23 protein-coding genes are annotated in these 23,896 nt (G+C 67.3%); 8 read left to right on the top strand and 15 right to left on the bottom strand.

What is annotated here, in order from left to right:
• The first annotated feature begins 80 nt into the window (after positions 1–80).
• Positions 81–377, top strand: coding sequence for a DUF3040 domain-containing protein (locus QFZ60_RS18625; RefSeq protein ID WP_307092408.1), 297 nt, complete (start codon positions 81–83; stop codon positions 375–377).
• Here QFZ60_RS18625 and QFZ60_RS18630 read toward each other — a convergent pair whose 3' ends face one another.
• Both QFZ60_RS18630 and QFZ60_RS18635 read right to left on the bottom strand, forming a co-directional pair.
• Positions 378–1,361: a DMT family transporter gene (locus QFZ60_RS18630; RefSeq protein ID WP_307092410.1), complete on the bottom strand. Its 984-nt coding sequence runs from the start codon at positions 1,359–1,361 to the stop codon at positions 378–380.
• Positions 1,358–1,954 carry a TetR/AcrR family transcriptional regulator gene (locus tag QFZ60_RS18635; RefSeq protein WP_307092411.1) on the bottom strand — a complete coding sequence of 199 codons (597 nt, stop codon included), beginning with the start codon at positions 1,952–1,954 and terminating at the stop codon, positions 1,358–1,360. The genes QFZ60_RS18630 and QFZ60_RS18635 overlap by 4 nt, the downstream gene beginning before the upstream one ends.
• Before the next feature lie 183 nt (positions 1,955–2,137).
• Here QFZ60_RS18635 and QFZ60_RS18640 point away from each other — a divergent pair, with 183 nt between their 5' ends.
• The 5 genes from QFZ60_RS18640 to QFZ60_RS18660 all read left to right on the top strand — a co-directional run bounded on the left by QFZ60_RS18640 (position 2,138) and on the right by QFZ60_RS18660 (position 6,557).
• A complete protein-coding gene (locus QFZ60_RS18640; protein WP_307092413.1) occupies positions 2,138–2,614 on the top strand; it encodes a hypothetical protein in 477 nt (158 codons plus the stop codon).
• Entirely contained in the window at positions 2,611–4,494 is a 1,884-nt protein-coding gene (locus QFZ60_RS18645) for a glycoside hydrolase family 15 protein (RefSeq protein ID WP_307092414.1), read from the top strand. Before QFZ60_RS18640 ends, QFZ60_RS18645 begins: the two co-directional genes overlap by 4 nt.
• Before the next feature lie 150 nt (positions 4,495–4,644).
• Positions 4,645–4,944, top strand: coding sequence for a DUF4193 domain-containing protein (locus tag QFZ60_RS18650; RefSeq protein WP_056337946.1), 300 nt, complete (start codon positions 4,645–4,647; stop codon positions 4,942–4,944).
• Between the two features lie 127 nt (positions 4,945–5,071).
• Positions 5,072–6,142, top strand: coding sequence for a quercetin 2,3-dioxygenase (locus tag QFZ60_RS18655; protein ID WP_307092416.1), 1,071 nt, complete (start codon positions 5,072–5,074; stop codon positions 6,140–6,142).
• A 199-nt stretch (positions 6,143–6,341) separates the two neighbouring features.
• Positions 6,342–6,557 (top strand): AsnC family protein, encoded by a 216-nt coding sequence (locus tag QFZ60_RS18660; RefSeq protein WP_142119318.1) that lies wholly within the window; start codon positions 6,342–6,344, stop codon positions 6,555–6,557.
• A gap of 85 nt (positions 6,558–6,642) precedes the next feature.
• Here QFZ60_RS18660 and QFZ60_RS18665 read toward each other — a convergent pair whose 3' ends face one another.
• From QFZ60_RS18665 to QFZ60_RS18680, 4 genes are read right to left on the bottom strand one after another with little or no spacing between them, the layout of a single operon-like run.
• The gene (locus tag QFZ60_RS18665) at positions 6,643–7,878 is read right to left on the bottom strand and encodes a DUF3500 domain-containing protein (protein ID WP_307092418.1); all 1,236 of its coding nucleotides are present in this window, start codon (positions 7,876–7,878) and stop codon (positions 6,643–6,645) included.
• 17 nt (positions 7,879–7,895) lie between these two features.
• Positions 7,896–9,683, bottom strand: a complete 1,788-nt coding sequence (locus tag QFZ60_RS18670) for an FAD-dependent monooxygenase (RefSeq protein ID WP_307092419.1) — start codon at positions 9,681–9,683, stop codon at positions 7,896–7,898.
• On the bottom strand, positions 9,683–10,564 hold the full coding sequence (locus QFZ60_RS18675) for a fumarylacetoacetate hydrolase family protein (protein ID WP_307092420.1): 882 nt from the start codon (positions 10,562–10,564) through the stop codon (positions 9,683–9,685). Before QFZ60_RS18675 ends, QFZ60_RS18670 begins: the two co-directional genes overlap by 1 nt.
• Before the next feature lie 51 nt (positions 10,565–10,615).
• A complete protein-coding gene (locus QFZ60_RS18680; protein ID WP_307092421.1) occupies positions 10,616–11,506 on the bottom strand; it encodes an alpha/beta hydrolase in 891 nt (296 codons plus the stop codon).
• 220 nt (positions 11,507–11,726) lie between these two features.
• Between QFZ60_RS18680 and QFZ60_RS18685 the strand changes: the two genes are divergently transcribed.
• Positions 11,727–12,482: a MerR family transcriptional regulator gene (locus tag QFZ60_RS18685; RefSeq protein ID WP_307092423.1), complete on the top strand. Its 756-nt coding sequence runs from the start codon at positions 11,727–11,729 to the stop codon at positions 12,480–12,482.
• A gap of 18 nt (positions 12,483–12,500) precedes the next feature.
• Here QFZ60_RS18685 and QFZ60_RS18690 read toward each other — a convergent pair whose 3' ends face one another.
• From QFZ60_RS18690 to QFZ60_RS18730, 9 genes are all read right to left on the bottom strand, one after another.
• On the bottom strand, positions 12,501–12,983 hold the full coding sequence (locus QFZ60_RS18690; protein ID WP_056337926.1) for a hypothetical protein: 483 nt from the start codon (positions 12,981–12,983) through the stop codon (positions 12,501–12,503).
• Positions 12,980–15,445, bottom strand: coding sequence for a molybdopterin oxidoreductase family protein (locus QFZ60_RS18695; protein ID WP_307092424.1), 2,466 nt, complete (start codon positions 15,443–15,445; stop codon positions 12,980–12,982). The genes QFZ60_RS18690 and QFZ60_RS18695 overlap by 4 nt, the downstream gene beginning before the upstream one ends.
• 126 nt (positions 15,446–15,571) lie before the next feature.
• On the bottom strand, positions 15,572–16,603 hold the full coding sequence (locus QFZ60_RS18700) for a bile acid:sodium symporter family protein (protein ID WP_307092425.1): 1,032 nt from the start codon (positions 16,601–16,603) through the stop codon (positions 15,572–15,574).
• A gap of 90 nt (positions 16,604–16,693) precedes the next feature.
• Positions 16,694–18,271: an o-succinylbenzoate--CoA ligase gene (gene menE / locus QFZ60_RS18705; protein WP_307092426.1), complete on the bottom strand. Its 1,578-nt coding sequence runs from the start codon at positions 18,269–18,271 to the stop codon at positions 16,694–16,696.
• 7 nt (positions 18,272–18,278) lie between these two features.
• Positions 18,279–19,604 (bottom strand): MFS transporter, encoded by a 1,326-nt coding sequence (locus QFZ60_RS18710; protein ID WP_307092427.1) that lies wholly within the window; start codon positions 19,602–19,604, stop codon positions 18,279–18,281.
• Positions 19,605–19,741: 137 nt separating this feature from the next.
• On the bottom strand, positions 19,742–20,197 hold the full coding sequence (locus tag QFZ60_RS18715; protein WP_307092428.1) for a MaoC family dehydratase: 456 nt from the start codon (positions 20,195–20,197) through the stop codon (positions 19,742–19,744).
• 43 nt (positions 20,198–20,240) lie between these two features.
• Positions 20,241–21,455: an acyl-CoA dehydrogenase family protein gene (locus QFZ60_RS18720; protein WP_307092430.1), complete on the bottom strand. Its 1,215-nt coding sequence runs from the start codon at positions 21,453–21,455 to the stop codon at positions 20,241–20,243.
• 1 nt (position 21,456) lies between these two features.
• Complete coding sequence (locus QFZ60_RS18725; protein WP_307092431.1) at positions 21,457–22,347, bottom strand: amidohydrolase family protein; 891 nt, start codon at positions 22,345–22,347, stop codon at positions 21,457–21,459.
• A gap of 2 nt (positions 22,348–22,349) precedes the next feature.
• Positions 22,350–23,291 (bottom strand): SDR family NAD(P)-dependent oxidoreductase, encoded by a 942-nt coding sequence (locus QFZ60_RS18730; protein ID WP_307092433.1) that lies wholly within the window; start codon positions 23,289–23,291, stop codon positions 22,350–22,352.
• Positions 23,292–23,425: 134 nt separating this feature from the next.
• Here QFZ60_RS18730 and QFZ60_RS18735 point away from each other — a divergent pair, with 134 nt between their 5' ends.
• Positions 23,426–23,893, top strand: a complete 468-nt coding sequence (locus QFZ60_RS18735; protein WP_307092435.1) for a MarR family winged helix-turn-helix transcriptional regulator — start codon at positions 23,426–23,428, stop codon at positions 23,891–23,893.
• The last annotated feature ends 3 nt before the right edge of the window (positions 23,894–23,896 follow it).

The following is a 23,896-nucleotide window of genomic DNA, read 5'->3' on the forward strand; positions in this document are numbered from 1 at the left end:
GCGCCGGGACTATTGACTAACCGGTAGAAGACTCCTACGGTCGATACCGATACCGCTGCCCAAGGAAACAGGGGCCCGCCATGCCAATGTCCGATGAGGAGCGACGCCTGCTCAAGGAGCTGGAACTGGGGCTGATCGCGGACGATCCCCATCTGGCCATGGAACTGCTGTCCGGCTATCCGGCGCGCCGTTTCCCCGCCGGGCTGTTCCCGGGGAGTGCTGCGGCACTGGTCGGCCTGGTGCTCATCATTGCAGGGGCCGGGCTGCCGGCTCCTGGCGCGGTGGTGCTGGGGGTTCTGTTGCTGGGGCTGGGTGCCTGCCTGCTGCTCGGTCCCACGGTGCTGGCCCGGAGCGGGGGCCGGCAAATCACCGGTTAATTACCTTGGTGGTGGTGCGCTTGGCGCAGCTGTTGCGCCTGCGCGGCGCCCTTCTGCTGCCCCGGGTTGCCGCCGCGGCGTCAGGATGAACAGGCTGGCCAGGACGACGGCGGCGCCAAGCCAGGCAAGTGCCGGGAGCCGTTCCCCCACCACGAGTAGGGCCAGGACGGCTGCCACCACGGTTTCGAGCAGGGAGATGCCGGTGGCCGTGCTCGCCCCCACCCGGGCCAGCCCCCAGCCGAACAGCAGATACCCGGCAAACATCGGCACCACCGCCATATAAGCGCCCACACCGGCGGCCTGCCAGGACTCCAGCAGCGGGCCGCCGGTCGCGGCAAGCACCGGCATCAGGAGGATGCCGCCGAGCCCGAAGACGGCCCCCATGGCGGCCCGGGAGGTGACACCTTGGCCGGTCAGGCGATGGGCCGCCCAGGAATACAGGGCATACGTGGTTCCGGCCAGCAGGCCCAGGAGGATTCCCGCCGTCGAGGTCCAGGAATCCGGTCCGGGGCCCGGCTCGTTGGGCGCCGGCGAATGTCCGGCAAGGGACAGCAGGGCGGCTCCGCCGATTCCAACCATCGCCCCCAAAATCCATTGCCTGCTTAGCCGCTTTCCATCGGCGAAACGTTCAATAAGGGCCGCGGCCACCGGCGCCGAACCGATGGAGACCACGGTTCCCACGGCCACTCCGGAAAGGTGCATGGAACTGTAGAAGGCCAGAGGGTAGACAGCCACCGCCGTCGCGCCGAGCAACACCAGGCGCCACCGCGTATGAAGCCTGCCCCACTGGGCGGCGATATGGCGCGCGGCGTACACCGCCTGCAGCAGTCCGCCCAGCCCCATGGCCACGGCGCCAATGGCCAGCGGGCTCACTGCCGGCGCGAAGGTGGCCGCCGTTCCGGTGGTCCCCCAGAGGATCGATGCTGCCACGACGGACAACGCTCCCCAACGCCGGGCCTGCTGGTGGTGAGGCGTGTTGTTCACAGGGCATCCAGGAGTTGCGTGGCGATGGACCGGGCATCCCGCAGCGGTGCATCGTTTCCTTCGAGACCCGCCCTGGCCATGGCTCCCTCAAGCAGGAAAGCCAGATGTGCAGCAAGACCCGGAGCCTGCTCTTCCCGGCCCGGCAACAGCGCGGCCACGTGCTTCGACAGGAGCTCCTGAACCTGTTCCTTGTGGCGCCGCACGGCAGCCCTGCCGGGATCCCCGGCCGGCAGTTCCGCCGCGGCATTGAGCAGACCGCAGCCCCTGAAACCGTTCTGGTAGGCGAAGTTGGCGTGGTCCAGGTAGGCGTCGAAGACCGCGAGGACCTCTTCCCGCGGAGTGCCGGCCGCTTCCAGCCGGCTGCGGTAAAGCCCCAGCCATTCCCCGTGCCGGGCTTCGAGGTATGCGGCCATCAAATCAGCCTTTGACCTGAAATTGTTGTAAAGGCTTTTCTTGGCCACTCCCGCTTCCGCGGTGATCGCATCGATGCCTGTGGCAGCCACGCCATTCGCATAGAAAAGGCGTGCGGCCGCCTCAAGCAGCAGTTCGCGGGCAGGACGGCGGCCCGGCGATGCAGGGCTTGAAAGGGTCATTGGGGCTCCTTACGGCATCGGTAGGTAGCCTAGTCTACCTACTTGACACTTTGGCCGGTCGGTTCTAAATTCAAGATACTTATTTTTAGAGCGAGGCACCGATGCTCAATCAAAGAGAATCTCACTTCCCCTCCGGCGGAAGCAGCTCCCCCGCCCAGCGGCTACACGGTTGGGCGGTATGAGATGGACTGGCAAGGGTGGGGGCTCTTCGGCCTCATGGCAACCGCCCTCCTGACGCTCATCATGATTGCGGCCCAGATGGCCGGCCTGACCCGGCTGGACCTGCCGCTGGTGCTGGGCACCCTGGTGACGCCTGATCCCGACCGGGCCCGGGTTGCCGGCTTCTTCATCCATCTCGCGGTAGGCCAGGTCTTTGCCCTGGGGTATGCCGCGGCCTTCGCACTCCTGGGCAGGGCCACCTGGTGGATCGGCGCACTGTTGGGACTGCTCCACGTGGGGGTGGCATTGACGGTCATCCTGCCGCTGCTGCCCGGCGTTCATCCAAGGATGGCTTCCACCCGGGCGGGCCCCTCCAGCACAGCGGTGCTGGAACCGCCGGGCCTGCTGGGCCTGAACTACGGCATCCAAACCCCGGCCGTGGCGATCCTCGCGCACGTTGCGTACGGCACCGTGCTTGGCCTCCTGCTGCGAGCATTGTGAAAACCGCACCCGGACCAAAGCCGGCCACACCCGAGCTGCACGCGGCTCCTGAGCCGCGCGCCGCCGTCGCACCCTTCCCTGCGGATTCCTGGCAGCCCCCGCCGATCGGTGACTACGGCCTGCTCGGTGATACCCGGACCGCAGCCTTGGTCTCCTCCACGGGGTCAGTGGACTGGATGTGCGCCCCCACGTTCGACGGCGAGCCAATCTTCGGTGCCCTGCTCGGCGGACGGGAGGCCGGGCAGTTCGTGACCGGGCCTGCCGGAGCCGCACACCTGGTAAGCAGGCGCTACCGCGGCAACACCGCCACGCTCGAAACAACATGGTCCTCCGGTGGTGGCCAGCTGACGTTGACCGAGGCCATGGTTGCGGAGGTGTCCGGCGCGCTCCTGCCCACCACGCTCTTCGTCCGGCGGCTGAGCGCGCATGGTGGTCCGGTCGCCGCCGTCGTCCGCTTCACACCACGGCTCGGCGAGAACCACCGCCGGCCGCGCGTCAGCAGGCGTGGCCAGGACCTGGTGTGTGAATGGGGCCCGCTTGCGGTGTCGCTGGGCTTCAGCGAGGGATGCCCGCTGCCGGCCGGCGACCAGCAGCCGGTGGTGGTGGTGCACCCCGGGCGGCCGGTGACGCTTGTCCTCGCCGTCGCCTATGGGGAACCGCTCATCCACGTGGATCCGGAAGCGGCCTGGAATCTGGTGTGCAGTGACGAGCGGCGGTGGGAGGACTGGGCCGGGGAGGTGGACGGCGGCATCCCCTTCCGTCCACAGGTACTGCGGAGCTTGTTGACCCTGCGGCTGCTGACCTATTCGCCGTCAGGTGCACCAGTGGCGGCCCCCACCACATCGCTGCCCGAGAATCCTGGCGGCATCCGGAACTGGGATTACCGGTTCGCGTGGCCCCGGGACGCCAGCATCGGCGTGGCCGCATTCCTGCACGCGGGGAAAACGAACGAAGCCCTGGGATTCCTGGGGTGGCTGCTGCATGCCAGCCGGCTCCAGCGGCCCCGGCTCCCGGCGCTGCTCACGCTGTCCGGCGGCAGGGTGCCCCGGGAGCGGGTGCTACGCGGGTGGCAGGGATATGCAGGCAGCGTGCCGGTGCGCACCGGCAATGGCGCGGCCGGGCAGCACCAGCTCGACGGGTACGGTTGGGTGCTGGACGCCGCATGGGTGCTCGTTGACGGCGGCCATCGGCTGTATTCGGAGACGTGGCGGGCCATGCGCGGGTTCGCGGACATGGTGGCGGATACCTGGTCCGCGCCGGATGCGGGGATCTGGGAGATCCGGGCCGACGCAGCCCACCACGTCCACTCCAAACTCATGGCTTGGCTCGCCCTGGACCGGGCGTTGCGGATTGGCGCCACCCACCGGCTGGGCAACCGCCAGCGGCGGCGCTGGCAGTCCGCCCTGAACCAGCTGGGGACTGAGATCCGGAGCAAAGGAGTGGACCCCGACCGTAACTGCTACACGCGGACCTACGGATCCAAGGATCTCGACGCCGCCCTGCTGGTCCTTCCGTTGATTGGGCTGGAGGACCCCGCATCCGAGGTGGTCCGGCGAACCATTGACGCAGTGTGGAAGGAACTGGGCGCCGGCGGGCCCCTGCTGTACCGGTACCCGCCCGGCCAGGACGGGCTGGAGGGCGGCGAGGGCGCCTTCCAGCCCTGTTCATTTTGGCTGGTGCAAGCGCTGGCCACGACTGGCCGGACAAAGGAGGCACTGGAAACCTTCGGCGCGCTGCTGAACCTGGCGTCCCCGCTGGGCCTCTTCAGTGAAGAAGTGGACCCGGCCTCCGGCGCCTTCCTGGGCAACTATCCGCAGTGCCTCACCCACGCCGCAATGGTCCAGGCCGCCCTGGCGCTGCGCGACAATCCTTCCGTATAAACACCAGCGGTCCGGAACCAACCGCCGCACCGCTTGCCGGAGCCTATCGCCGGCGTCCAGCCCGGCGCGGGAATTTGTTGCCCGCGTCCGGCGTTGTCGATCTGTCCGGAACAATCTGGACAACAGCAGCTGGACAGGAGAACACACCACATGTCAGTTGACTACGACGCTCCGCGGGTGACGCCCGAGGAAGAGCCGAACGTGGCACTGGAGGAGCTGAAGTCCGACAAGTCCGCCCGCCGGGAGGCTGCTCCCGACATGGACGAAACGGACCTGGCGGACAGCTTCGAGCTGCCCGGCGCGGACCTCTCCAACGAGGAACTCCTCATCCAGGTGGTCCCGGTGCAGGCAGACGAATTCACCTGCATGTCCTGCTTCCTGGTCCACCACCGCAGCCAGTTGGCCCGGGAGAAGGATGGCAAGAAGTACTGCAAGGAATGTGAGGGCTAGCAGGGGGACGACGGCCGGCCGCGTTTGGGTTTCAACCATTGGAATCCCCACTCGTGGCCCGAGCGCTGGGCAGCCATGATGTAGGTCACGCTCCGGCAAAGACCGGCCGACTGGAAAGAAGGAAACCATGTCCCTCAGCGTTGAGGAAATGAACAAGCAGCTCCCGGCGGCCAACGCGCTGCCCGGAGAGGCGGTCCCGTACTACATGGCGTCGGGCGAGGGCGCACGCTACGAAATCAACGGCCAGCTGGTGACGGTCATCGCCCGCACCGCCGATACGGGCGGCATCTTCAGCGCGGCCTACATCTCCGGCGGCATGGGGGCCGAGTCCCCCTTCGTCAGCCACAGCATCGAGCACAAGACCCTTTACGTCTTCGACGGGATCCTGCACGTCTGGCTGCCCGGCGAGAGCAGGATCCTCACCCCGGGCGACTCGGTGGTCATCCCGCCGAACACCCCGCACGCCTACCGGATGGCCAGCCACTACACCCGCTTCCTGAACTGGATGACGCCCGGCGGGGGGGAAAAGTACTACGAGCGGGTGGGGACGCCCATCGGTTCGCACGTACCGCCGGTGCGCCCCGGACACCAGGCCGGCCTTCAGGAGCAGGCCGAGGTGGGCGCCGAGTTCGGCATCACGTTCCCGGATGTGGAGCGCGTGGCGCCGTCGTTCAAGCACGACGCCGGCCTTCCGCCTGCCCAGAGCCCCTACTTCCTGAGTGCCGGGGAGGGTGAGCGGCTGGTCAGCTACCAGACGATGTTCACCTATCTGTCCAGGCCGGCCAACACCGGTTCGAACTATTTCGCCGTGCACACCAAGGGGGCCAAGAGCCCCTACATTCCCCTGCACTTCCATTCAGAGCACACGGAGAACTTCCTCTGCACGGAGGGCCGCATGTGGCTGTATGCCAACGGCCGCGAGATGCTCCTGACCAAGGGCGACTTTGTCCACGCCCCCGCCGGGACCATCCACTCGTTCGCGTTCGACGCCCATAACACCCAGATGGTGGGCTTCCTGACGCCCTCCGTGTTCAACGGGTTCTTCGAGTACTTCAACCAGCCCACTGAGGACTACATGTACACCGAGGGCGGCGAGCCCTACATGGACATGGAAGGCTTCGGGCGTGCCCAGGCCGAGATGGACCTGACGGTGGTGGGCCCGCCGCCGCAGCGCCGCGCTGCACTCGACATCCCGTAGCCCGGCCAAACACCCCATCGATTGCTCCGTACCTGCCCTTTTGAGCGCTGATAACGGCAGTTACGGAGCACTCGATGAGATTTTCATTCAACGCGAAGGCCCGGGCTTCCGAAAGGAAATCAGGGACCAAACCGCCGGACGGAAATGGCCCGTCAACATCTATTGACGGGCCATTTCTCTGTCAACTAATGTTGACGGCATGGAGGTGGAGCGGATGAAGACGCTGGTGGGATCAATGGACGGGAAAGGACCCGCGGAGGCCCTGTATGCGGTGGCCGAACTGCAAAAAGAGGTGGGCCGGGCCGAGGCATCCCTGGTTCGGCGCGCACGGCAGGCCGGCCTGTCCTGGGAAGCGATTGCCCTGTGCCTGGGCGTGAGCAAGCAGGCCGTGCACCGCAAATACGGGAAACAGTAGTGCCGGACTTAATACCCAATCCATTGCTGAGTAGCTGCCGTTATCGGACCCGAAAACGACAGTTACTCAGCAATCGATGGGGGGGTTAGGAGGTGGCTTGCTTGACCAGTTCGCGGCCGTAGTCGTTTCCGTTGGGGGTGCGGACCACGGTGTGCATGTGGAACGGGGCGGACTGGTCGTTGCTGAGGAACACACCGGTGTGATGGTCCAGTTCCAGCACCACCACCGGGCTCTGCAGGCGGAAGTAGAAGGCTTCCTCCCCTTCCCAGCCGCCGATCCAGCTGAAGAACGATTCCCCGTAGTGCTCCCGGATTTCCCGACGGCGGGCGGCGCGGGGCCCGTCCGGCAAATAGGCGATGAAGTCATCCACCACCGCGTCCAGCAGCTCCCGGGCCTCCGCGGGCATCTCCGCCACGCGGATCCCCTCGTACGGGATCACCCGGTTGTCCTGGAAGCAGCCGCCAAGATGCCGCTCATCGCCCGGGTGGAGGCGGCCCTCGGGCATGGCTGGGTCCACCATCGACCCGTACACAACAGCCCCGGCGCGCAGCTCAGAAGGCAGCGTACCCATCAACTGCCGGGCCAGCGCGATGCGCTCCTTGAACACCTTCACGCCACGGTGCGGTCCGGCGTCGATCATGTCCGGCTCCGCGCCCATGAAAACGGGTGAGATCACCAGCTGCGTCCCCACCACCAGGCAGTTCAGTGCCGCGTGGTGGCCAAAGAGCTGCCACCCCCAAGGCTCGGTCTCGGACGGTTCCCCGTACAGCGCGAAGTTGTAGCTGAATTCGTTCATCAGCAGCGGCAGCTCCACCAGGTCGCCAAGGAATCCGTTGATGCGCATCAGGTTCCGCACCAGCTCAAAACCGGCCGGGCTCAGGGACGCCTCCACCACCCCCAGGACCGCGTCCCGGACGGGCGGTTCCAGCTCGTCCAGGCGCAGCCCGGTGTCGTGCTGCATGAATTCGGGGTTGGCCCAGCTTTGCCATTCCGGCGCATCCACGGCGTAGCTGAGCTTCTCTGCCTGGCCAGGAGTGACGGCACCGAGCAGCTTGCGGGCCGCGGCCACCATCCCCGCGGTGGGCGCTTCCTCCCCGGGCCGCGCGGGCGCCAGCGGATACAAGCCTTCGCGGAGTACGCCATCGCTGGTGATGCCGGTGAAGGGCTGCGGGTACAGCTTCTGCCAGCCTTCGATCATGGGCCCGGCGAACGGGTCGCTCTTGGCCGCTTCTGCGTACTCGCGGGCGTTCAGGCCCCGGATGTCCGCCACGCGCGGGTGGTCCGGGGCAAACAGGTAATCACGGAATGACGGCGTCGACACGGGGACTCCTGGTGTTCTCAAGGGAAGCTGATGGTTCGGGAAAGCGGTTCCTGGGCATGCCTGGCCCAGCCGGCGGCCGCAGCAAGGGCATCAGCCGCGGCGGCGGCGGAGTTGCCCCGCCAGGCCACGTGCTGGTCCGGCCGGACCAGTACGGCGTCGGCGCCCCAGAGTGCCGACAGCACAGTTCCTTCGGCGGAGGGTCCGACGGCGGCAACGGTCACCGAAATGCCCTGCCGGGCAGCGGCCGCCAGCACCGGCTCGAACACCGTCACCGCCGGCACACCGCCCAGCGCGCCGGCGTCGCCCAGCAGGGTGAAACCCCTCCCCAGGACGCTGTACAGCGACGTGCCGTCCGCCAGCCAGGCGTGCGGCAGCAGGGCGCCCGGAACCGCGGACGGGACGTAGTGGATGGGGTCCTCCGCGGGGAGGGAGGAACCGTCCGGCACCACCACGGGCGAGCCGGCGTAGGCGTAGCCAAGCACCAGGCCCAGTGAGTCGAACTCGCTCTGCTTGACGGCAAGGGCGTCGTGGGCGACGCGGCGCGCGGCATCACCGGCAGGACCGGCGAGCGCAAGGTCCGGGTCCGCAAAGTGGTAGGCCAGGGCCTTGCCGTTCTCCGCGGCGTCACGGATAGTGCGGGCCGCCACCGGCCGGCGTTCATCCCCGTAACTGGCCAGGAGGTCGGGGCCCGCCCAGCCGTTGATGACCGCGGCGAGCTTCCAGGCCAGGTTGGCGGCGTCACCGATGCAGGTGTTGAAGCCGTGGCCGCCCCAGGGCGGGTTGAGGTGCGCTGCATCGCCCACCAGGAAGACGTTCCCGCGGCTGTACTCCGGGGCCAGCAGCATACGGGCCGTCCAGGGATCGGTGGCCATCACCTCGACGTCCACGTCAACACCCACGAGGGACCGGACCATCGCGGCAGCATCGCCGGCAGTGACGGTGACGGCAGGATCAACGCCCTGGACAATTGCCCACCAGGTCTCGGCAAGGTCCATGGGCCCCACCATCCCCGAGGTCTCCGACCCCACCACCCAGTACTGCACGGCGGGATCCAGCGAAACGGCGGAGGCCAGGGACTGCGAGCGGAACAGGATGCTGATGTTGGACAGGGCCGCGGAGCCGCCCTCCAGGCGGATGCCCAGGCTGCGGCGCACCGCGGAGGAGCCACCGTCGGCCCCGATCACGTAGTCGGCGCGAATGGTGCGCCGGGCGCCGGAAGCATCAGCCACCACGACGGCGTACGGCGCCGCGGCTGCCTCACCGTGAGTGCCGGTGCCGGGACCAGCGCCCGGAAGGCCGGCGTCGCCTCCTGCAATGCCCGGCCCCCGCACCTGCTGGACGGCCCATCCGGTCACGAACGTGACGAGCGGGTTGTCCGCGACGGCGGCGCGGAGCACCTCCTCGAGGACCGGCTGCGGAACCTGCTGGCCGCACTCCGGTTGTGGACCGTAGGTGCCGGGAACCAGCTGGAAGGCGTTGCGGAACCTGCGCAGTTCATGGGCCGATGGGCCGGTCAGCCCGGTGCAGAAGATGACGTCCTGGGCATAGTCCACCGGCAGCGGTGAAGCCTTCCGGAGTGCGTCCGCCAGGCCTAGCCGGCGCAGGTGCGTCATGGTGCGGGCGTTGGTGGTTTTGGCCCGGGGCCGGGTGGGGTCAACGGTGGTCCGCGGGTCGATGACGGTGCTGGGGACACCGCGGGAGGCGAGGTCCAGGGCCAGGAACAGCCCGCTGGGGCCGCCGCCGGAGACCAGGACCCGCACCTCCGCAGGGATCTCCGCGGACTTGGCGTTCTGGAACGTGCTCATCAGGCACGGCTCCGGAGGGAAAGATCGCCCACCGGCGTGGTGAGGGTGCCGAGCTTCTCGATCTCCACCTCGACGGTATCGCCGGGCTGCAGCAGCCACTGAGGGGTGCGGGCATACCCCACGCCTTCCGGGGTTCCGGTGGCAATGACGTCGCCGGGGTGCAGCGTGAAGGTTTGGCTGATGAGCGCGATGATGGCCGGGACGGAAAAGATCATGTCCCGGGTGTTGCCGTTCTGGGCTTCGATGCCGTTGACGCGGGTGCGGACCTGCAGCCCGTCCCGCAGGTCGCCCACCTCGTCCCGGCTGACCAGTGGACCCAGAGGGCCGCTGAAGTCGCCGTTCTTGCCCAGGGTCCACTGCGACGTAAGTTTCTGGGCTTTGCGCGAGGTGATGTCGTTGAAGGTGGAGTATCCAAAGACGGCGTCGGCAGCGGTGTCCTCGTCCGCGGACTCCACGCGCCGGCCGATGTACGCGGCCACCTCGCCCTCCCAGTCCAGCCCCGCCTCGCCTGCGGGGACGGGAACCGGGACGTTGCCCACGGACAGGGACGCCGTCCAGCGCGCAAAAAGGGTGGGGTAGGGCGGCAGCTCCTGGTCCTTGAAGCTGCCTTCCGCCACGTGCGCCTTGTAGTTCAGGCCCACGCAGATGACCCGCGCGGAGGCCGGGACCAGCGGCACTTCGGTGACGCTGCCCCGCTCCAGCCAGGCGCCGTCGTCGGACGCGTCATGCTGTGCCGTGCCGGCCACCAGGGCTGCTGCCTTGTCCTGCCAGCCCTCCGCGTCCGCCCAGAAATCGGCGACGGCAGCGAGCGGGAGGATGCGCGAGCCGGCGAGCGCTGCCGCCCAGGGTTCGCCGTTGTGCGTGATGCCAATGAACTGCATGGAGGGGCCTTTCGGTCAGTTCCGGGGCGCATGCTCCGGAGGAAGTGGTGGTCAGTGCTGCTTTGCCTGCCGGCAAAGGAAATCGATGGTGGCGGCGGCTGCCTGCCCCGCCGCGGCGCTGCTGCCGTCCGGCAGTTGCCACATATGGTCCGCGTCCTCCAGCAGGAGAAGTTCGACGACGGCACCGGCACCTTCCAGCGCCTCGGCCAGGCCGGTGGACTGCTCCACGGGGACGAACCGGTCCGCCGTTCCGTGGATGAGGAGGAAGGGCGGCGCGCCCGGATGCACGTAGGTAAGGGGGCTGGCCGCCCTGGCCCTGTCCGGGGCGGCGGCCGGCTGGGCGCCGAGCAGCAGCGCCTCACGGGAGCCGGGGTCATCGGCGCGGGCAATGGCGTCCGGCCTGGCCTGCCCACCCATCCGTACCAGGTCCGTCGGCGGGTACCAGGCCACAACCGCCGCAACATAGTCGTCCCCGTCAGCCTCCAGGGCGCCCTCCGGGTCAGCGAATTCCGCGGCTCCGGCGGTGAGGCCGAGGAGGGCGGCAAGGTGGCCGCCTGCCGAATCGCCCCAGGCGTAGATCCGGCGCGGATCCACCCCGTACTCAGCGGCGTGGGTGCGGAGCCAGCGGACCGCCGCCTTGGCGTCCAGCAGCTGGGCGGGAAAAGTGGCAACGTCCGTCAGCCGGTAGTCGGCGGAGGCCACCACGAACCCGGCGTGCGCCAGCTGTTCGATAGGGCCCAGGCCGAAGCCGTCCACGCCGGGCCCCAGCGAGGACCGCTCCCCCATCCGCCAGCCGCCCCCATGGAAATGGATCACGGCAGGCCGCCCGCCCTGCTCCTGCCCTTCAGCCGGGGAGCCGGGGAGGTAGAGGTCCAGCAGCAGCGGCCCGGCATTCTGTGGCCGGGCGAACTCGATCCCCCGCTGGATCCGCAGTGCCGTCATCGTTGACTCCATGTGTGCCGCGCCGTTTCTGTCCTGTGTTGTTGGGAGCGGACCAATACCGGCGTCCGCCTTCATGGACTCAACTCTGGGCCATGGACAGGCCCTGACGCGCGGCCGGTTTCACTGAATGAAACCCGTTTGGGAAGCATCCGACATCGGGTTGAAAACGGTAAAGGCGAGGACTTGAACCTGACGCTGCGTCAGGTCCTACGGTGGGGATATGGATCATCCGGACGAACACTGCTGGAGCATTGGCGAGCTGGCCGCAGCGACCGGCGTCACCGTCAGGGCACTGCACCACTACGACAGCATCGGGCTGCTCCAGGCAAGCGTCCGAACCCCGGCAGGCCACCGCCGTTACACAGGGCAGGACCTCCGGCGCCTCTACAGCATCCGGACCTTGCGCAGCCTCGGCGTGCCGCTGGGCGGGATCGCCGCCGTACTGGACCAGTCCGGCGGGGGTCCGGAGTCCATGCGTCAGCTGCTGCAGCGCCAGCTGGACGCCCTGGGCGGGCAGGCCCGGCAACTGGAGCAGCTCCAGCGGACCATCAGGGAGCTGCTGGACCGAATCAACCACGACGGGGACGCCGCCCCCGCCTACTTCGTAACCGTACTGGAAAGCATGAGCATGTTTGAGAACTACTTCACCGAAGATCAGCGCCGGGAACTCGCCCAGCGGCGCACCCAACTGGGCCGGCAGGCCACGGAGGAGGCACGGACCGAGTGGGCCGGCCTGGTTGAGGAGGGCCTGCGCCAGGTCGACGCCGGCATCCCCGCCAACAGCCCCGAGGGCAGGGACCTGGTGCGCCGCTGGGACGAACTGGGCTCCCGCTTCCACAGCAGCGAGGGCACCAAGGAGGCAGCCCGAGCCATGTGGAACGAAAACACCGCCGAACTCAGCAAGGCCCTGCCATGGACCGCCCAGCAGATGCAGGCCCTGGTGGCGCACCTGCAGGAAGCCCGCAGCGCCGGGTAACCCCTGGTCCCGGGCCTTTCAGCTGACCAGGACCTGGGTGGCGGATTCCTTCAGTTTGCCGTTGGCCCACTTCATTTGCCGGATGGTCTGGGGGTGGCATTTTTCGGCCAGGGCCAGGAGGTCTTTGTCCTTCATTCCCTGGGCAGCCTGGGCCAGCAGTTCCCAGTCGGCGGAGACGCCGCAGGCCTTCAGGTACAGCTCCCGGAGGTCCCGCAGCAGCAGCATCCCGGTTTCCGGGCGGCGGCCCACCATCTCGCTGCCCTTTTCGCGGAGGGTTTCCATGAGCCCTGCTTCGCCGCGCGGCTCCGGATCCAGGTCCTGGCCGTAGTTCCCGGCGATCGCGGCGATGTCCCGCACGTGCTGCTGTGACCAGCGCGCCAGGTCCCGGGCCAGATGGTAGATCTCGTGGTCCACTTTGTGCCGCTCCGAGATGGTCAGCAGGTGGTGCGCCAGGTCATTTTCGGAGCGGTGCATTTCCTCAAGTACAAGCCCGAACTTCATCGTGCCCCTCCTGCCGTGTCCGTGGCTTCGTCCGCCAGGGCGGAGGCAATGCCTTTGGTCCTGGCCTCTTCCGGGAAGTCCCCGGCCGGGGCCGACGCAGTGGTGGTGGGCGCCGGGGACGGCCCGTCACCGCCGGAAACCCGGGTAATGCGTGCCGCCGCCGTCTTGAAGATGGGCTGCTTGGAGGCGGCGTCCCAGTCGGTGATGGTCAGCTCGTTCGCGGCCCGGCCTGCCCCATCCGGCTGGTGGCCGCCGTCGGTGTCCCAGTAGCCGTAATGGAATGGCAGGAACAGGACGCCGGTCCGGATCCCACTGATCCGCACCTTGGCATGGACTGAACCGCGGGGTGTCTCCACCTCTGCAAGGTCGCCCTCGGCAATCCCGTACGCGCCGGCGTCGTCCGCTGACAACTCCACCCAGACGTCCGGTGCGGCTGCCTGCAGCTCAGGCGCCCGGCCCGTCTTGGTGCGGGTGTGGAACTGGTAGAGCGTGCGGCCGGTGATGAGCTGCAGCGGGAAGTCCCGGCTGGGCAGCTCGTGCGGCGGCACGTATTCGGCGGCCTTGATGATGGCCTTGCCCTCCGGGTTGAGGGCCTTGTATTCGGACGGATCCACGGGCGCGCCGGTGATGAGGTCCCGGCCGTAGGTCTCGCAGTATTCCGGGTGTGCCCAGAACTTGCCGTCGGCGTAGATGCGTTCGGTGCCGTCCGGCTTCTCGTCGTTGCACGGCCATTGGATGCCGGAGCCGCCGCGCAGCTTGTCATAGGTGATGCCGGTGTAGTCGCAGGGGCGGCCGCGGGAGCATTCCTTCCACGCTTCGAAGGCGGACTCGGGGTCGTGCCACTTGATCAGCGGCTGCCCGTCCTTGTCCTGCAGGCCCATCCGGTGGGCGTAGTCGATGAAGATGTCCAGGTCCGGCCGGGCCTCGCCCGGCGGATCCACTGCCTTCTCCGACAGGTGGACGGTGCGGTCCACATTGGTGAAGGTGCCCGTCTTTTCGCCCCAGGTGGCGGCGGGAAGCACGACGTCGGCCAGCTGGGCCGTCTCGGACAGGAAGATGTCCTGCACCACCAGGAAGAGCCGTTCCTGCTCCAGGATGCCGCGGACCCGCGCCAGTTCGGGGAGGGAGACGGCGGGGTTGGTGCCGCTGACCCAGAGCATCCGGATGGAGCCGTCCTCCGCGTACCGCATCATCTGCATGACGTGGGTGGGCGGCGAGTAGTGCGGGATGGACATGGGGTCGATGTTCCAGACCCTGGCCAGGTCCTGGATGTGGGCGTCGTTGGACCAGTTCCGGAAGGCGGCAAGGTCGCCGTCGGCCCCGCATTCGCGGGTGTTCTCCGCGGTGGGCTGGCCGTTCATCTGCAGGATGCCGCAGCCGGGCCTGCCCAGCATGCCGCGGATGATGTTGATGTTGTTGACCTGCACGGCGGCGGCGGTGGCCTGGTTGGACTGGTAGAAACCCTGGAGAACCGTGGAGAGCAGCCGCTCGGCGTGGCCGATGATGCTTGCGGCCTCGGAGATCTGCTCCGCCGGGACACCGCAGATCTCCGCGGCCAGGGCGGGCGGGTAGTTCTTGACCTCTTTTTCAAGCTCCGCGTACCCCACGGTGTGGGCCTGGATGTACTCCTGGTCCACCCAGCCGTTGGCGATGATCTCGTGCAGGATGGCGTTCATCAGGGCCACGTTGGTGCCGGGCCGCGGGGCCAGGTGCACGGTGGCGGCCTTGGCCACGGGGGTCATGCGCGGGTCCACGCAGATGATCTTGGGCGGGTTGGGCCCTGCCAGCCGGTCCAGCATCCGGGTCCAGAGCACGGTCTGGGTTTCAGCCACGTTGTGCCCGTAAAGCGCGATCACGTCCGCGTGGTCCACGTCCGTGTACGAACCGGGCTGGCCGTCGCAGCCGAACGATTCCTTCAGTGCCTCGGCCGCCGTGGCTGTGCAGAGCCGTGTGTTGCCGTCCACGTGGTTGGTGCCGATGCCGCCGTGCGCCACCGTCCCCAGGGTGTAGTACTCCTCGGCGAAAAGCTGGCCGGTGGTGTAGAAGCCGATGGCGCTGGGACCCTGTTCCGCCAGCAGGGCCTTTGACCGGTCCACCACGCGCTGCATGGCGGTGTCCCAGTCGGTTTCCACCAGCTTCCCGCCCTCACGGATCAGGGGTTTGGTGAGCCGGTCAGGTGACGCGTTCGCCTGCCAGCCGTACAGGTCCTTCGGTCCCAGCCGGCCATGGTTGACCCGGTCGGACGCGCGTCCGCGCACCCCGACGATCCTGTTGTCCTTGACGGCAATATCCATGGCGTCACCGTTGGAATGGAGGAGCGACGCCGTCTGGACCCACCTGTCCACGTCCTCCGGGGTCACGCCCTCGGCCAGGTGGCTGTCCACCCTGACCGGCCATTCACCGCCGCTGCCGTACGGTGTCCTTGTCCCCCATGGTTCAGCTATTCGGTCAATCCGAGTCATCTGTCCATCTCCTGTCCGGAACCGGCAGGCAACATCGAAAACGACGTTGTCCCTACCGGGTCCTGTACCCAGGAGACGCTGCTGGTAACAGGTGTTTTTGGTGCCGCCCGGCAATGGCCGTGCAGGTCAGGCGCCTAGGGCCGGCTTTCCCGAGCTCTCCTGCATTGGACGTTCCTGCAGCGGACGCCGGGCAAGCCAGGCAGCCACGATGGCGCCGGAGATGTTGTGCCACAGCGAAAAGACGGCGGACGGCAGCGCTGCCAGCGGGCTGAAGTGGGCGGTGGCCAGCGTGGCGGCCAGGCCCGAGTTCTGCATGCCCACCTCGAAGGCGAGGGCGCGGCGCGCTTTGTCGTCCAGGCGGCCGAGTTTCCCGGCGAGGTAGCCCAGGCCCAGGCCGAAGCCGTTGTGCAGCACCACGGCGAGGAACACGATGGCGCCGGCTTCGATGATCTTGCCGGCGCTGGCGGCCACCACGATGGCCACGATCAGGGAGATCACGACGGCGGATGCCCACGGAAGTGCCGGCAGCACCTTGGCGACGAGCTTCTTGAGGAAGAGCCGGGCCAGGAGCCCGGCCACCACCGGCAGCAGCACTGTCTTGACGATGTCCAGCACCATGCCGGCGGCGTCGATCTGGAGGTAGGAACCAGCCAGGAACAGGACCAGCAGCGGGGTGACAATCGGGGCGATCAGGGTGGAAACAGAGGCAACTGCCACCGAGAGGGCAACATCGCCCTTGGCCAGGAACGCCATCACGTTGGAGGCGGTCCCGGAGGGCGCGCAGCCCACCAGGATGACGCCGACGGCCAGCTCGGGTTCGAGGTTAAGGGCGCCCGCGATCAGCCAGCCCGCGCCGGGCATGATGATGTAGTGCGCAACGATTCCCAGTGCCACCGCCCAGGGCCGCTTGGCCACCGCAGCGAAGTCCGGCGGGGTCAGGGTCAGGCCCATGCAGAACATGATGATGCCCAGCAGGTAGGGAACGCTGGGCCCCATCGGCTTGAAGACCCCGGGGAGCAGGAAGCCGATAATGCCAGCGGCCACCACCAGCAGGGGGAACACCGTCACGGCGATGCGGGCGATCCTGCTTTCCGCTTCCAGCGCGGGGTTGGCGGGCGTCCCACCCGGGGAATTCTGGGGTTTAGTTGCCTCAAGCATCCAACTATGCTGGCACTGGCTGGCATGGTTCCGCCAATTGATGACCGTGAACGGTAACAACGGCGGAACCATACGGGCATGCCGGGCTGATCAATGAAGCTGCTTGCGGAGCTCCATTTTCCGGATCTTGCCGCTGGCCGTGCGGGGCATGTCCGCCACCACCACCAGGGACTTGGGGATCTTGTAGCGGGCCAGCCGGCCGTCCAGGAAGCTCCGCAGTTGCTCCTCCGTCAGCGATTCGCCCTCGCGCAGGGTCACGATCGCCTGGGGAACCTCGCCCCATTTGTCATCGCTGACACCGATGACCGCAACGTTGCTGACGGAAGCATGCTCCGCGATGACTGCTTCCACCTCCGCCGGGTAAATGTTTTCCCCGCCGGAGATGATCATGTCCTTGAGCCGGTCCGAGACGAACAGGAAGCCTTCCTGGTCCCGGTACCCCATGTCCCCGGAACGGAACCAGTGCCCGTCCGCGTAGCTGGCTGCCGTGGCCTCCGGCCGGTTCCAGTACTCCTTGATCACATTGGGCCCGGAAATCTGGATCTCGCCCACCTCGCCGGGAGCCACTGCGCCGCCCATGGGATCGGCGATCCGGACGTCGGTGAAGAAGTGCGGCAGGCCTGCCGAGCCGGCTTTGTCCCGGGACCTGTCAACCGGAAGCATGGTGACCCCGGGAGCCGTTTCGGTCATGCCGTAGCAGCTGGTGAATCCGATCCCGCGGTCCTCGTAAGCGTCCAGGACGCGGCGGGGAATGGCGGAGCCCCCGCAGGTCAGCTTGTCCAGGGAGCTGAGGTCCGCCGCCGCCCACCCCGGGTGCTCGCAGAGCAGCTGGAACGTGGTGGGTACGCCGTTGAGGGTGGTCACCTTGTGCTCCTGGATCAGCTCCAGGACCCTGGCGGGATCGAACTTTGCCTCGAGCACCACGGTGGCGCCCTTGAGCAGCATCGGCAGCAGGCCCATGTCCAGCGACGCCACATGGAACAGCGGTGAGATCATCAGTGCCACATCATTGCGGTTCAGATCCATGTCCACGATGGTGTTGATGCAGTTCCACGTGATGTTCCCGTGGGTCAGCAGGGCACCCTTGGGCTTGCCGGTGGTCCCCGAGGTGTAGAGGATCATCGCCCCGTCATCGTGCCCCACCGCCACGTCGATGGCGTCCGGCGCTGCTGCCTGCAGCGCACCCTCATATGGCGTTGCCTCGCACGGAGCCACTAAAGAGGGCCCGACGGCGGCCGGTGACGTGGCTGCGGAAGGCGCCGTCCCGCCGTCGGCCGTTACCACCAGGCGGTGAGTGACGCCGGTCCCTTCCAGCGCGGCGGTGGCGGACGCCTCAAGGACGCCGGCGTTGACCAGGAGCCGGGCTCCGGAATCCTGCAGCTGGAACTGCAGTTCAGGCGGCGCGAGCCGGGTGTTGAGCGGCACGAAGATGGCGCCCACAAGGCCGCAGGCAAAGAACGTTTCCACGAAGGAAGGGTGGTTCTCGCCCAGGTAGGCCACCCGGTCACCCTTGGCCACTCCCCTGTCCCGGAGTGCGTTGGCCAGGCGGTCTGCCCTGTCGGCGAGTTCTTCGTAGCTCAGGGGGCCGGCACCTGACAGGAGGGCAGCCTTGGCGCCCGACTTCCGGCGGCGGCGCTGCAGCCAGGATCCAACTCCGTTGTTGTCCATGGTTCTCCTAACGGACCGTGGTGAGGTCGTTGTTCTTAGACTCCCGCGTCAGGGCGATGAAGACAATCGAGACCAGTGCCATGACGGACAGGAACACCACCACCGGGAAGATGCTCTGGCCCGAGTCCTTGTAGAGTCCGGCGATGATGCCCGGGGTGAAGCCCGCGCCGATGAGGGTGGCCAGCTGGTAGCCGACGGCTGCACCGGTGTAGCGGGACGTGGTGCCGAACTGTTCGGAGACGAAGGCTGCCAGCGGCCCGTACAGGCATGAGTGCAGGATCAGTGCCACGGTGAAGGCCACGAAGACAAGGCCGACGTTGCCGGATCCCAGCATGCCGAACATGGGGAACAGGTAGGCGATGAACAGGGCCAGTCCGGCGATCATCACGGGCCGGCGGCCCAGCCGGTCCGACAGGCGGCCGCCCAGAAGCACGAAGAGGATGGAGATGGCCGAGGCGCCGGCGAAGGCGTAGAGCACGCCCTGCTGGGGCGCCCCCTTGGAGACGGCGTACGTCACCGAGAACGTGGGCAGGACCACCTGGAGGCCGAATCCGGCGGCGCCGGCGAACATGATCATGATCAGTGCCTTGGGCCGGCGCAGCACGTCCAACAGCGGGATCTTGCGCTTGGCGCCTTGTGCGTCTTCCTTGGCCACGGCCTCGGCGAAGATGGGGCTTTCGGAGACCCGGAGGCGGACGAACATGCCAACGATCAGGAGCACGAAGGACAGCAGGAACGGCACCCGCCAGCCCCAGGCCAGGAACGCGTCCTGCGGCAGGGCCGAGAAGATGCCCATCACCACGGTGCCCAGCACGGCGCCGGTGGGGGCGCCGGCGTTGACGAAGGAGGCTGCGAAGCCGCGGCGTTTGGGATCCGCGTGCTCCAGGGCCATGAGTGCGGCGCCGCCCCATTCACCGCCGACGGCGATGCCCTGGCAGACGCGCAGCAGCACCAGGATGACGGCGCCCCACGGCCCGATCACGCCGGCGCCGGGAATCAGGCCGATGAGGGTGGAGGCGATGCCCATCATGGCCATGGAGATGATCAGCATCCCCTTGCGCCCCACCTTGTCACCGAAGTGGCCGAAGATCACCCCGCCCAGCGGCCTGGCAACGTATCCGGCGGCGAAGGTGGCGTAGGCGGCCACCACGCCCACCCATTCGTCCGTTCCGGTGAAGAAGACCTTGGGGAAGGCTACTGCTGCGGCCGTGGCGTACAGCAGGAAGTCGTAAAACTCGATGGTGCTGCCCAGATAGCTGGACAGGATGACCGTGCGCGCTTCCTTGCGCTTGGCGGCCGTGCCCGCAGGTGCGAGCGTGGTGTGTCCGGACATGGCTGTTCCTAAGGAAGGAGGGATGGGGTACGGAGGGAAGGGGTTTTTGGGGTTGCCTGCGGAGGCGGTGCCGGAAGAGGCGCCGCCGGCGTTGTGAAGAGCTACTCCCCGTGGTGCGGCTTACTTGTCGAAGCGGCTTACTTGTAGAACCGGGCCAGGAATTCGGCCACGACGGCGGGGCGTTCCTGGCCTTCGATTTCGATGGTGGCGTTGACCTTGATCTGGGCGCCGCCCTTGACCTCGGTGACGTCCGCAATGGTGGCGTGCATGCGGACCTTGGAACCAACAGTGACCGGTGAGGTGAAGCGGACTTTGTCCAGGCCGTAGTTGACCTTGGTGGTGACGCCGTCGACGTCGAACAGCTCGCCCCAGAACGGGATGATCAGTGAGAGCGTGAGGAAGCCGTGGGCGATGGGGGCGCCGAACGGGCCGTCCTTGGCGCGTTCGGGATCGGTGTGGATCCACTGCTGGTCGTCGGTGGCGTCGGCGAACAGGTTGATTTGTTCCTGGGTGATTTGGCGGTAGTCGGTAGTGCCCAGGTCCTTGCCGGACATGGTGAGCAGGGTGTCGAAATCGACGACGAGATTGGGCATCGTTGCCTCCTGGCAGTTGCTTTTTGGGTGAGGAAGGTATGGTTCAGCGGGTGAAGGCGCTTTCGCCGGTGAGGGCGCGGCCAATGATGAGGGCGTTGATTTCGTGGGTGCCTTCGTAGGAGTAGACGGCTTCGGCATCGGCGTGGAACCGGGCCACGTCCGTGGCCAGGGTGATGCCGTTGCCGCCCACCACTTCGCGGGCCAGGGCGACGGTGTCGCGCATGAACAGGGACGTCTGCATCTTGGCCAGGGCCGAGTCCTGGTCGCGGTAGATGCCCTTGGCCTGCTGCTCGGTGAGCCGGACCACCAGGGAGAGGGAAGCGGTGACGTTTCCCAGCATGCGGGCCAGTTTCTCCTGGACCAGCTGGAAGGAACCAAGGCTGCGGCCGAACTGCTGACGCTGATTGACGTAGGCCAGGGCCGCTTCGAACGCGCCGGCGGCGATGCCGGTGGCGATCCAGGCAACGTCCGAGCGCATCGCCCTCAGCATCGCCGCGACGTCCTTGAAGGAGTTCACGTTGTGCAGGCGCAGGGCCTCCGGCACGCGGACGCCTGTCAGGGTGATGTGGGCGTTCTGCATCATCCGCAGGGACGTCTTCCCGGAGATCTTTTCCAGGCTGACGCCCGCTGCCTTGCGGTCCACGAGGAAGGCCTTGACCTGTCCGTCGGCGATGTCCCGGGCGAACACGGCCAGGACGTCTGCCGTGGCGGCGCCGCCGATCCAGCGCTTGGCACCGTCCAGGATCCAGCTGCCGTCGGCCTGCCGCCGGGCTGTGGTGGACAGGCCTCCTGCGATGTCCGAGCCCGACTCCGGTTCGGTCAGGGAGAAGACGCCTTTGAGCGAGAAATCGATGACCTTTGGCATCCATTCGGCCTGCTGGTCTTCGGAAGCGCCGACGCGGATGGCGGTGCGGAACAGACCGGCCTGCGCTGTGTACCAGGTGGCCAGCGAGGCGTCCGTGCGGGCGAGTTCGAAGATCCGGAAGCCCTGGTAGATGCCGCGGGCAGGCCCATCCTGGGTGAGTTCAGCCGGTTCCATCAGGTCCAGGTCGATCAGCGGCCGGGCGAGCTGCTCCGGGAACTCACCCCGCTCCCAGTACCCGGCCAGAAGGGGTTTCGCTTCGCGGTCCAGGAAATCCCGGAGCCGGGCCAAAACTGGGCGCTCGTCCTCTGTGAGCAGCGACTCGGCGTCGTACCAGTCCGCTGTGGAGTAGAGGCGGGCACCCACGCCGGGTGTCGTCGTCGTCAAGCTGTTCATCTCAGCCACCCAGCCCGAGGAGGCGCACGGCGTTGTCCTTGAGGATCTTGGGCCGGACCTCATCCTTCAGCGGGAGGTCCGCGAAGGCGCCCAGCCACTTTTGCGGGGTGATCAGCGGGAAGTCGGTGCCGAACAGCACCTTGTCCTGCAGATAAGAGTTGGAGGCCTTCACCAGGGACTCCGGGAAGTACTTGGGCGACCAGCCGGAGAGGTCGATGAAGACGTTGGCCTTGTGCGTGGCGATGGAGTTTGCCTCGTCCTGCCACGGCACGGAGGGGTGGGCCATGATGATCTGCAGGCCCGGGAAGTCCGCGGCCACGGCGTCCAGCAGCAGCGGGTTGGAGTAGGCGAGCTTGATGCCGTACCCGCCGGGCAGGCCGGCGCCCATGCCGTTCTGTCCGGTGTGGAAGATGGCGGGAAGCCCCAGTTCCTGGAGCGTCTCCCACAGCGGGTAGAAGCTCTCGTTGGAGGGGTCGAAGCCCTGCAGGGACGGGTGGAACTTGAAGCCGCGGGCGCCGAGCTCGATGGCCTGGTGCTTGGCTCCGGCGATGGCGTCCTCACCGGTGCGCGGGTCCACGCTGCCGAACGGGATCAGCACGTCGTTGTTGCGGGCGGCGCCGGCGATCAGTTCCGGGATGCTGTTGGGTTCGTGCTTGAGCTGGGTGCGGGCGTCCACGGTGAAGACGACGGCGGCCATGTTCAGTTCGCGGTAGACCTCGGCGATGCGGTCCAGGGATGGGGTCCGGTCCTCGGCCTTGAAGTACTTTGCCGAGGCCTCGGTCAGCTCCTCCGGCAGCGAGCCGTGGCCGCAGCTGTCCACCTCGAGGTGGACATGCATGTCGATGGCGTCGAGCTTCGCGGGGTCGATGCCCAGCTCGTAACGGTCAGCCATGGTCAGCGGGCCTCGGCGGGCTGCGCGGGCTTGAGGTCCTCCGGCAGGGGCAGGAATTGTTCGCCGTAGCTTTGCAGGGTGTCCTGGTTGAACAGCTGGCCGGCTTTGTCCCGCAGCGCCTCAAAACTCCAGCCGCCCTCGCGGTACTCGGTGGTGGCAGCTTCCGGGTGGGTCCAGACCTGCAGGCGGTCACCGCCGGCACCGATGGCCTGGCCGGTGATGTTGGCCGCCTCGTCGGAGGCGAGGAAGGCAACCAGCCCGGAGACGTCGTCGGCCGTTCCAAAGCCAAGGTCGTGGCGGAAGAAGGACGGCATGGCCTCACCGCGCTCGTCCGCCTCAACCGCCTTCTGGAAGTACGGCACCGTCTCAGTCATGGCGGTGGCTGCCACGGGGATCACGCTGTTGACCGTGACACCGGCCTTCTTCATTTCCAGGGCCCAGGTGCGGACCATGCCCACGATGCCTGCCTTCGCCGCCGCGTAGTTGGTCTGGCCGAAGTTGCCGCGTTGGCCCGTGGGCGAGCCGATGGTGATGATGCGGCCCTGAATGTTGTGTTCCTTGAAATAGGCGTAGGCCTCACGGACGCAGGTGAAGGTGCCCTTGAGGTGGACGTTGATCACCAGGTCGAAGTCCTCGTCCGTCATCTTCAGGATGCTCTTGTCCCGCAGGATCCCGGCGTTGGTGACCAGGATGTCCAGCCGGCCGAAAGCGTCAACCGCCCCGGCCACCAGCGCCTTGGCGGCGTCCGTGGTTCCCACCGGAACCACCACGGCGGTGGCCCGGCCGCCGTCCTTTTCGATCTGCGCCACGGCCTGGGCGGCCGTCTCAGCGTTCACATCATTGATGACGACGGCGGCGCCCTGGCGGGCCAGTTCCCTCGCGTAGGCGAGGCCGAGGCCCTGCCCGCTCCCGGTGATGATTGCAACCTTGCCGTTCAAGCTCATGGCCTGCTCCTTCGCATGCGCCGGCCGAAGCCGTTGGGGTGGTCCCACTGCGGTGTGAGATCCTTGTTGGAATCAATGAAAATACGGATCATTGAAAAAGTCAACGATTGTTTTTTACCAGTACCGGAGTTGTGATGGCCACCTTGGGCACAGACGTTCAGACCCCTCGCCTTGCGGCCGCCAGGATCGGCAGCGATGTGGGCCTGCTGCTGGCCAAGCTACATGCGGCAGGTTCGGTCCTGAACAACAAGGCACTGGCGGACTTTGGCCTGCGCGAACGCTCCTTCTCCGTACTGACGCTGGCTTGCAGCGGGCTGGAGCCGACGCAGCGCGAACTCGCCGATTTCCTCAGCCTGGACCCCAGCCAGGTGGTGACGCTGGTGGACGACCTGGAACGGCGCGGGCTGGTGGAGCGGGCGCAGGGCAAGCAGGACCGGCGGGCCAAGATCATCGTCTCCACCGCGGAGGGGCGGAAGATGCACACCAAGGCACGGGCCGCCCTGGATGCTGCTGAACTCGAGCAGCTGGCCGGACTTTCCGACGGCGAGTCGCAGGAGTTGAAGCGGCTTTTGCGCAAGGCGCTGTGGGGTGCCGCGGAGTAGGCA

Origin of the sequence: Arthrobacter sp. B2I5 (genome assembly GCF_030816735.1) — a bacterium.
Lineage (GTDB): Bacteria > Actinomycetota > Actinomycetes > Actinomycetales > Micrococcaceae > Arthrobacter.

Excerpts from the sequence above, each read along its gene's own strand:
- QFZ60_RS18660 (WP_142119318.1), top strand. The coding sequence starts at position 6,342 with ATGGAGGTGGAGCGGATGAAGACGCTGGTGGGATCAATGGACGGGAAA.
- QFZ60_RS18725 (WP_307092431.1), bottom strand. The coding sequence starts at position 22,347 with ATGGCTGACCGTTACGAGCTGGGCATCGACCCCGCGAAGCTCGACGCC.
- QFZ60_RS18710 (WP_307092427.1), bottom strand. The coding sequence starts at position 19,604 with ATGTCCGGACACACCACGCTCGCACCTGCGGGCACGGCCGCCAAGCGC.
- QFZ60_RS18700 (WP_307092425.1), bottom strand. The coding sequence starts at position 16,603 with ATGCTTGAGGCAACTAAACCCCAGAATTCCCCGGGTGGGACGCCCGCC.
- QFZ60_RS18625 (WP_307092408.1), top strand. The coding sequence starts at position 81 with ATGCCAATGTCCGATGAGGAGCGACGCCTGCTCAAGGAGCTGGAACTG.
- QFZ60_RS18680 (WP_307092421.1), bottom strand. The coding sequence starts at position 11,506 with ATGACGGCACTGCGGATCCAGCGGGGGATCGAGTTCGCCCGGCCACAG.
- QFZ60_RS18655 (WP_307092416.1), top strand. The coding sequence starts at position 5,072 with ATGTCCCTCAGCGTTGAGGAAATGAACAAGCAGCTCCCGGCGGCCAAC.
- QFZ60_RS18735 (WP_307092435.1), top strand. The coding sequence starts at position 23,426 with ATGGCCACCTTGGGCACAGACGTTCAGACCCCTCGCCTTGCGGCCGCC.
- QFZ60_RS18690 (WP_056337926.1), bottom strand. The coding sequence starts at position 12,983 with ATGAAGTTCGGGCTTGTACTTGAGGAAATGCACCGCTCCGAAAATGAC.
- QFZ60_RS18685 (WP_307092423.1), top strand. The coding sequence starts at position 11,727 with ATGGATCATCCGGACGAACACTGCTGGAGCATTGGCGAGCTGGCCGCA.
- QFZ60_RS18720 (WP_307092430.1), bottom strand. The coding sequence starts at position 21,455 with ATGAACAGCTTGACGACGACGACACCCGGCGTGGGTGCCCGCCTCTAC.
- QFZ60_RS18695 (WP_307092424.1), bottom strand. The coding sequence starts at position 15,445 with ATGACTCGGATTGACCGAATAGCTGAACCATGGGGGACAAGGACACCG.
- QFZ60_RS18650 (WP_056337946.1), top strand. The coding sequence starts at position 4,645 with ATGTCAGTTGACTACGACGCTCCGCGGGTGACGCCCGAGGAAGAGCCG.
- QFZ60_RS18675 (WP_307092420.1), bottom strand. The coding sequence starts at position 10,564 with ATGCAGTTCATTGGCATCACGCACAACGGCGAACCCTGGGCGGCAGCG.
- QFZ60_RS18635 (WP_307092411.1), bottom strand. The coding sequence starts at position 1,954 with ATGACCCTTTCAAGCCCTGCATCGCCGGGCCGCCGTCCTGCCCGCGAA.
- QFZ60_RS18715 (WP_307092428.1), bottom strand. The coding sequence starts at position 20,197 with ATGCCCAATCTCGTCGTCGATTTCGACACCCTGCTCACCATGTCCGGC.
- QFZ60_RS18640 (WP_307092413.1), top strand. The coding sequence starts at position 2,138 with ATGGACTGGCAAGGGTGGGGGCTCTTCGGCCTCATGGCAACCGCCCTC.
- menE (WP_307092426.1), bottom strand. The coding sequence starts at position 18,271 with ATGGACAACAACGGAGTTGGATCCTGGCTGCAGCGCCGCCGCCGGAAG.
- QFZ60_RS18730 (WP_307092433.1), bottom strand. The coding sequence starts at position 23,291 with ATGAGCTTGAACGGCAAGGTTGCAATCATCACCGGGAGCGGGCAGGGC.
- QFZ60_RS18670 (WP_307092419.1), bottom strand. The coding sequence starts at position 9,683 with ATGAGCACGTTCCAGAACGCCAAGTCCGCGGAGATCCCTGCGGAGGTG.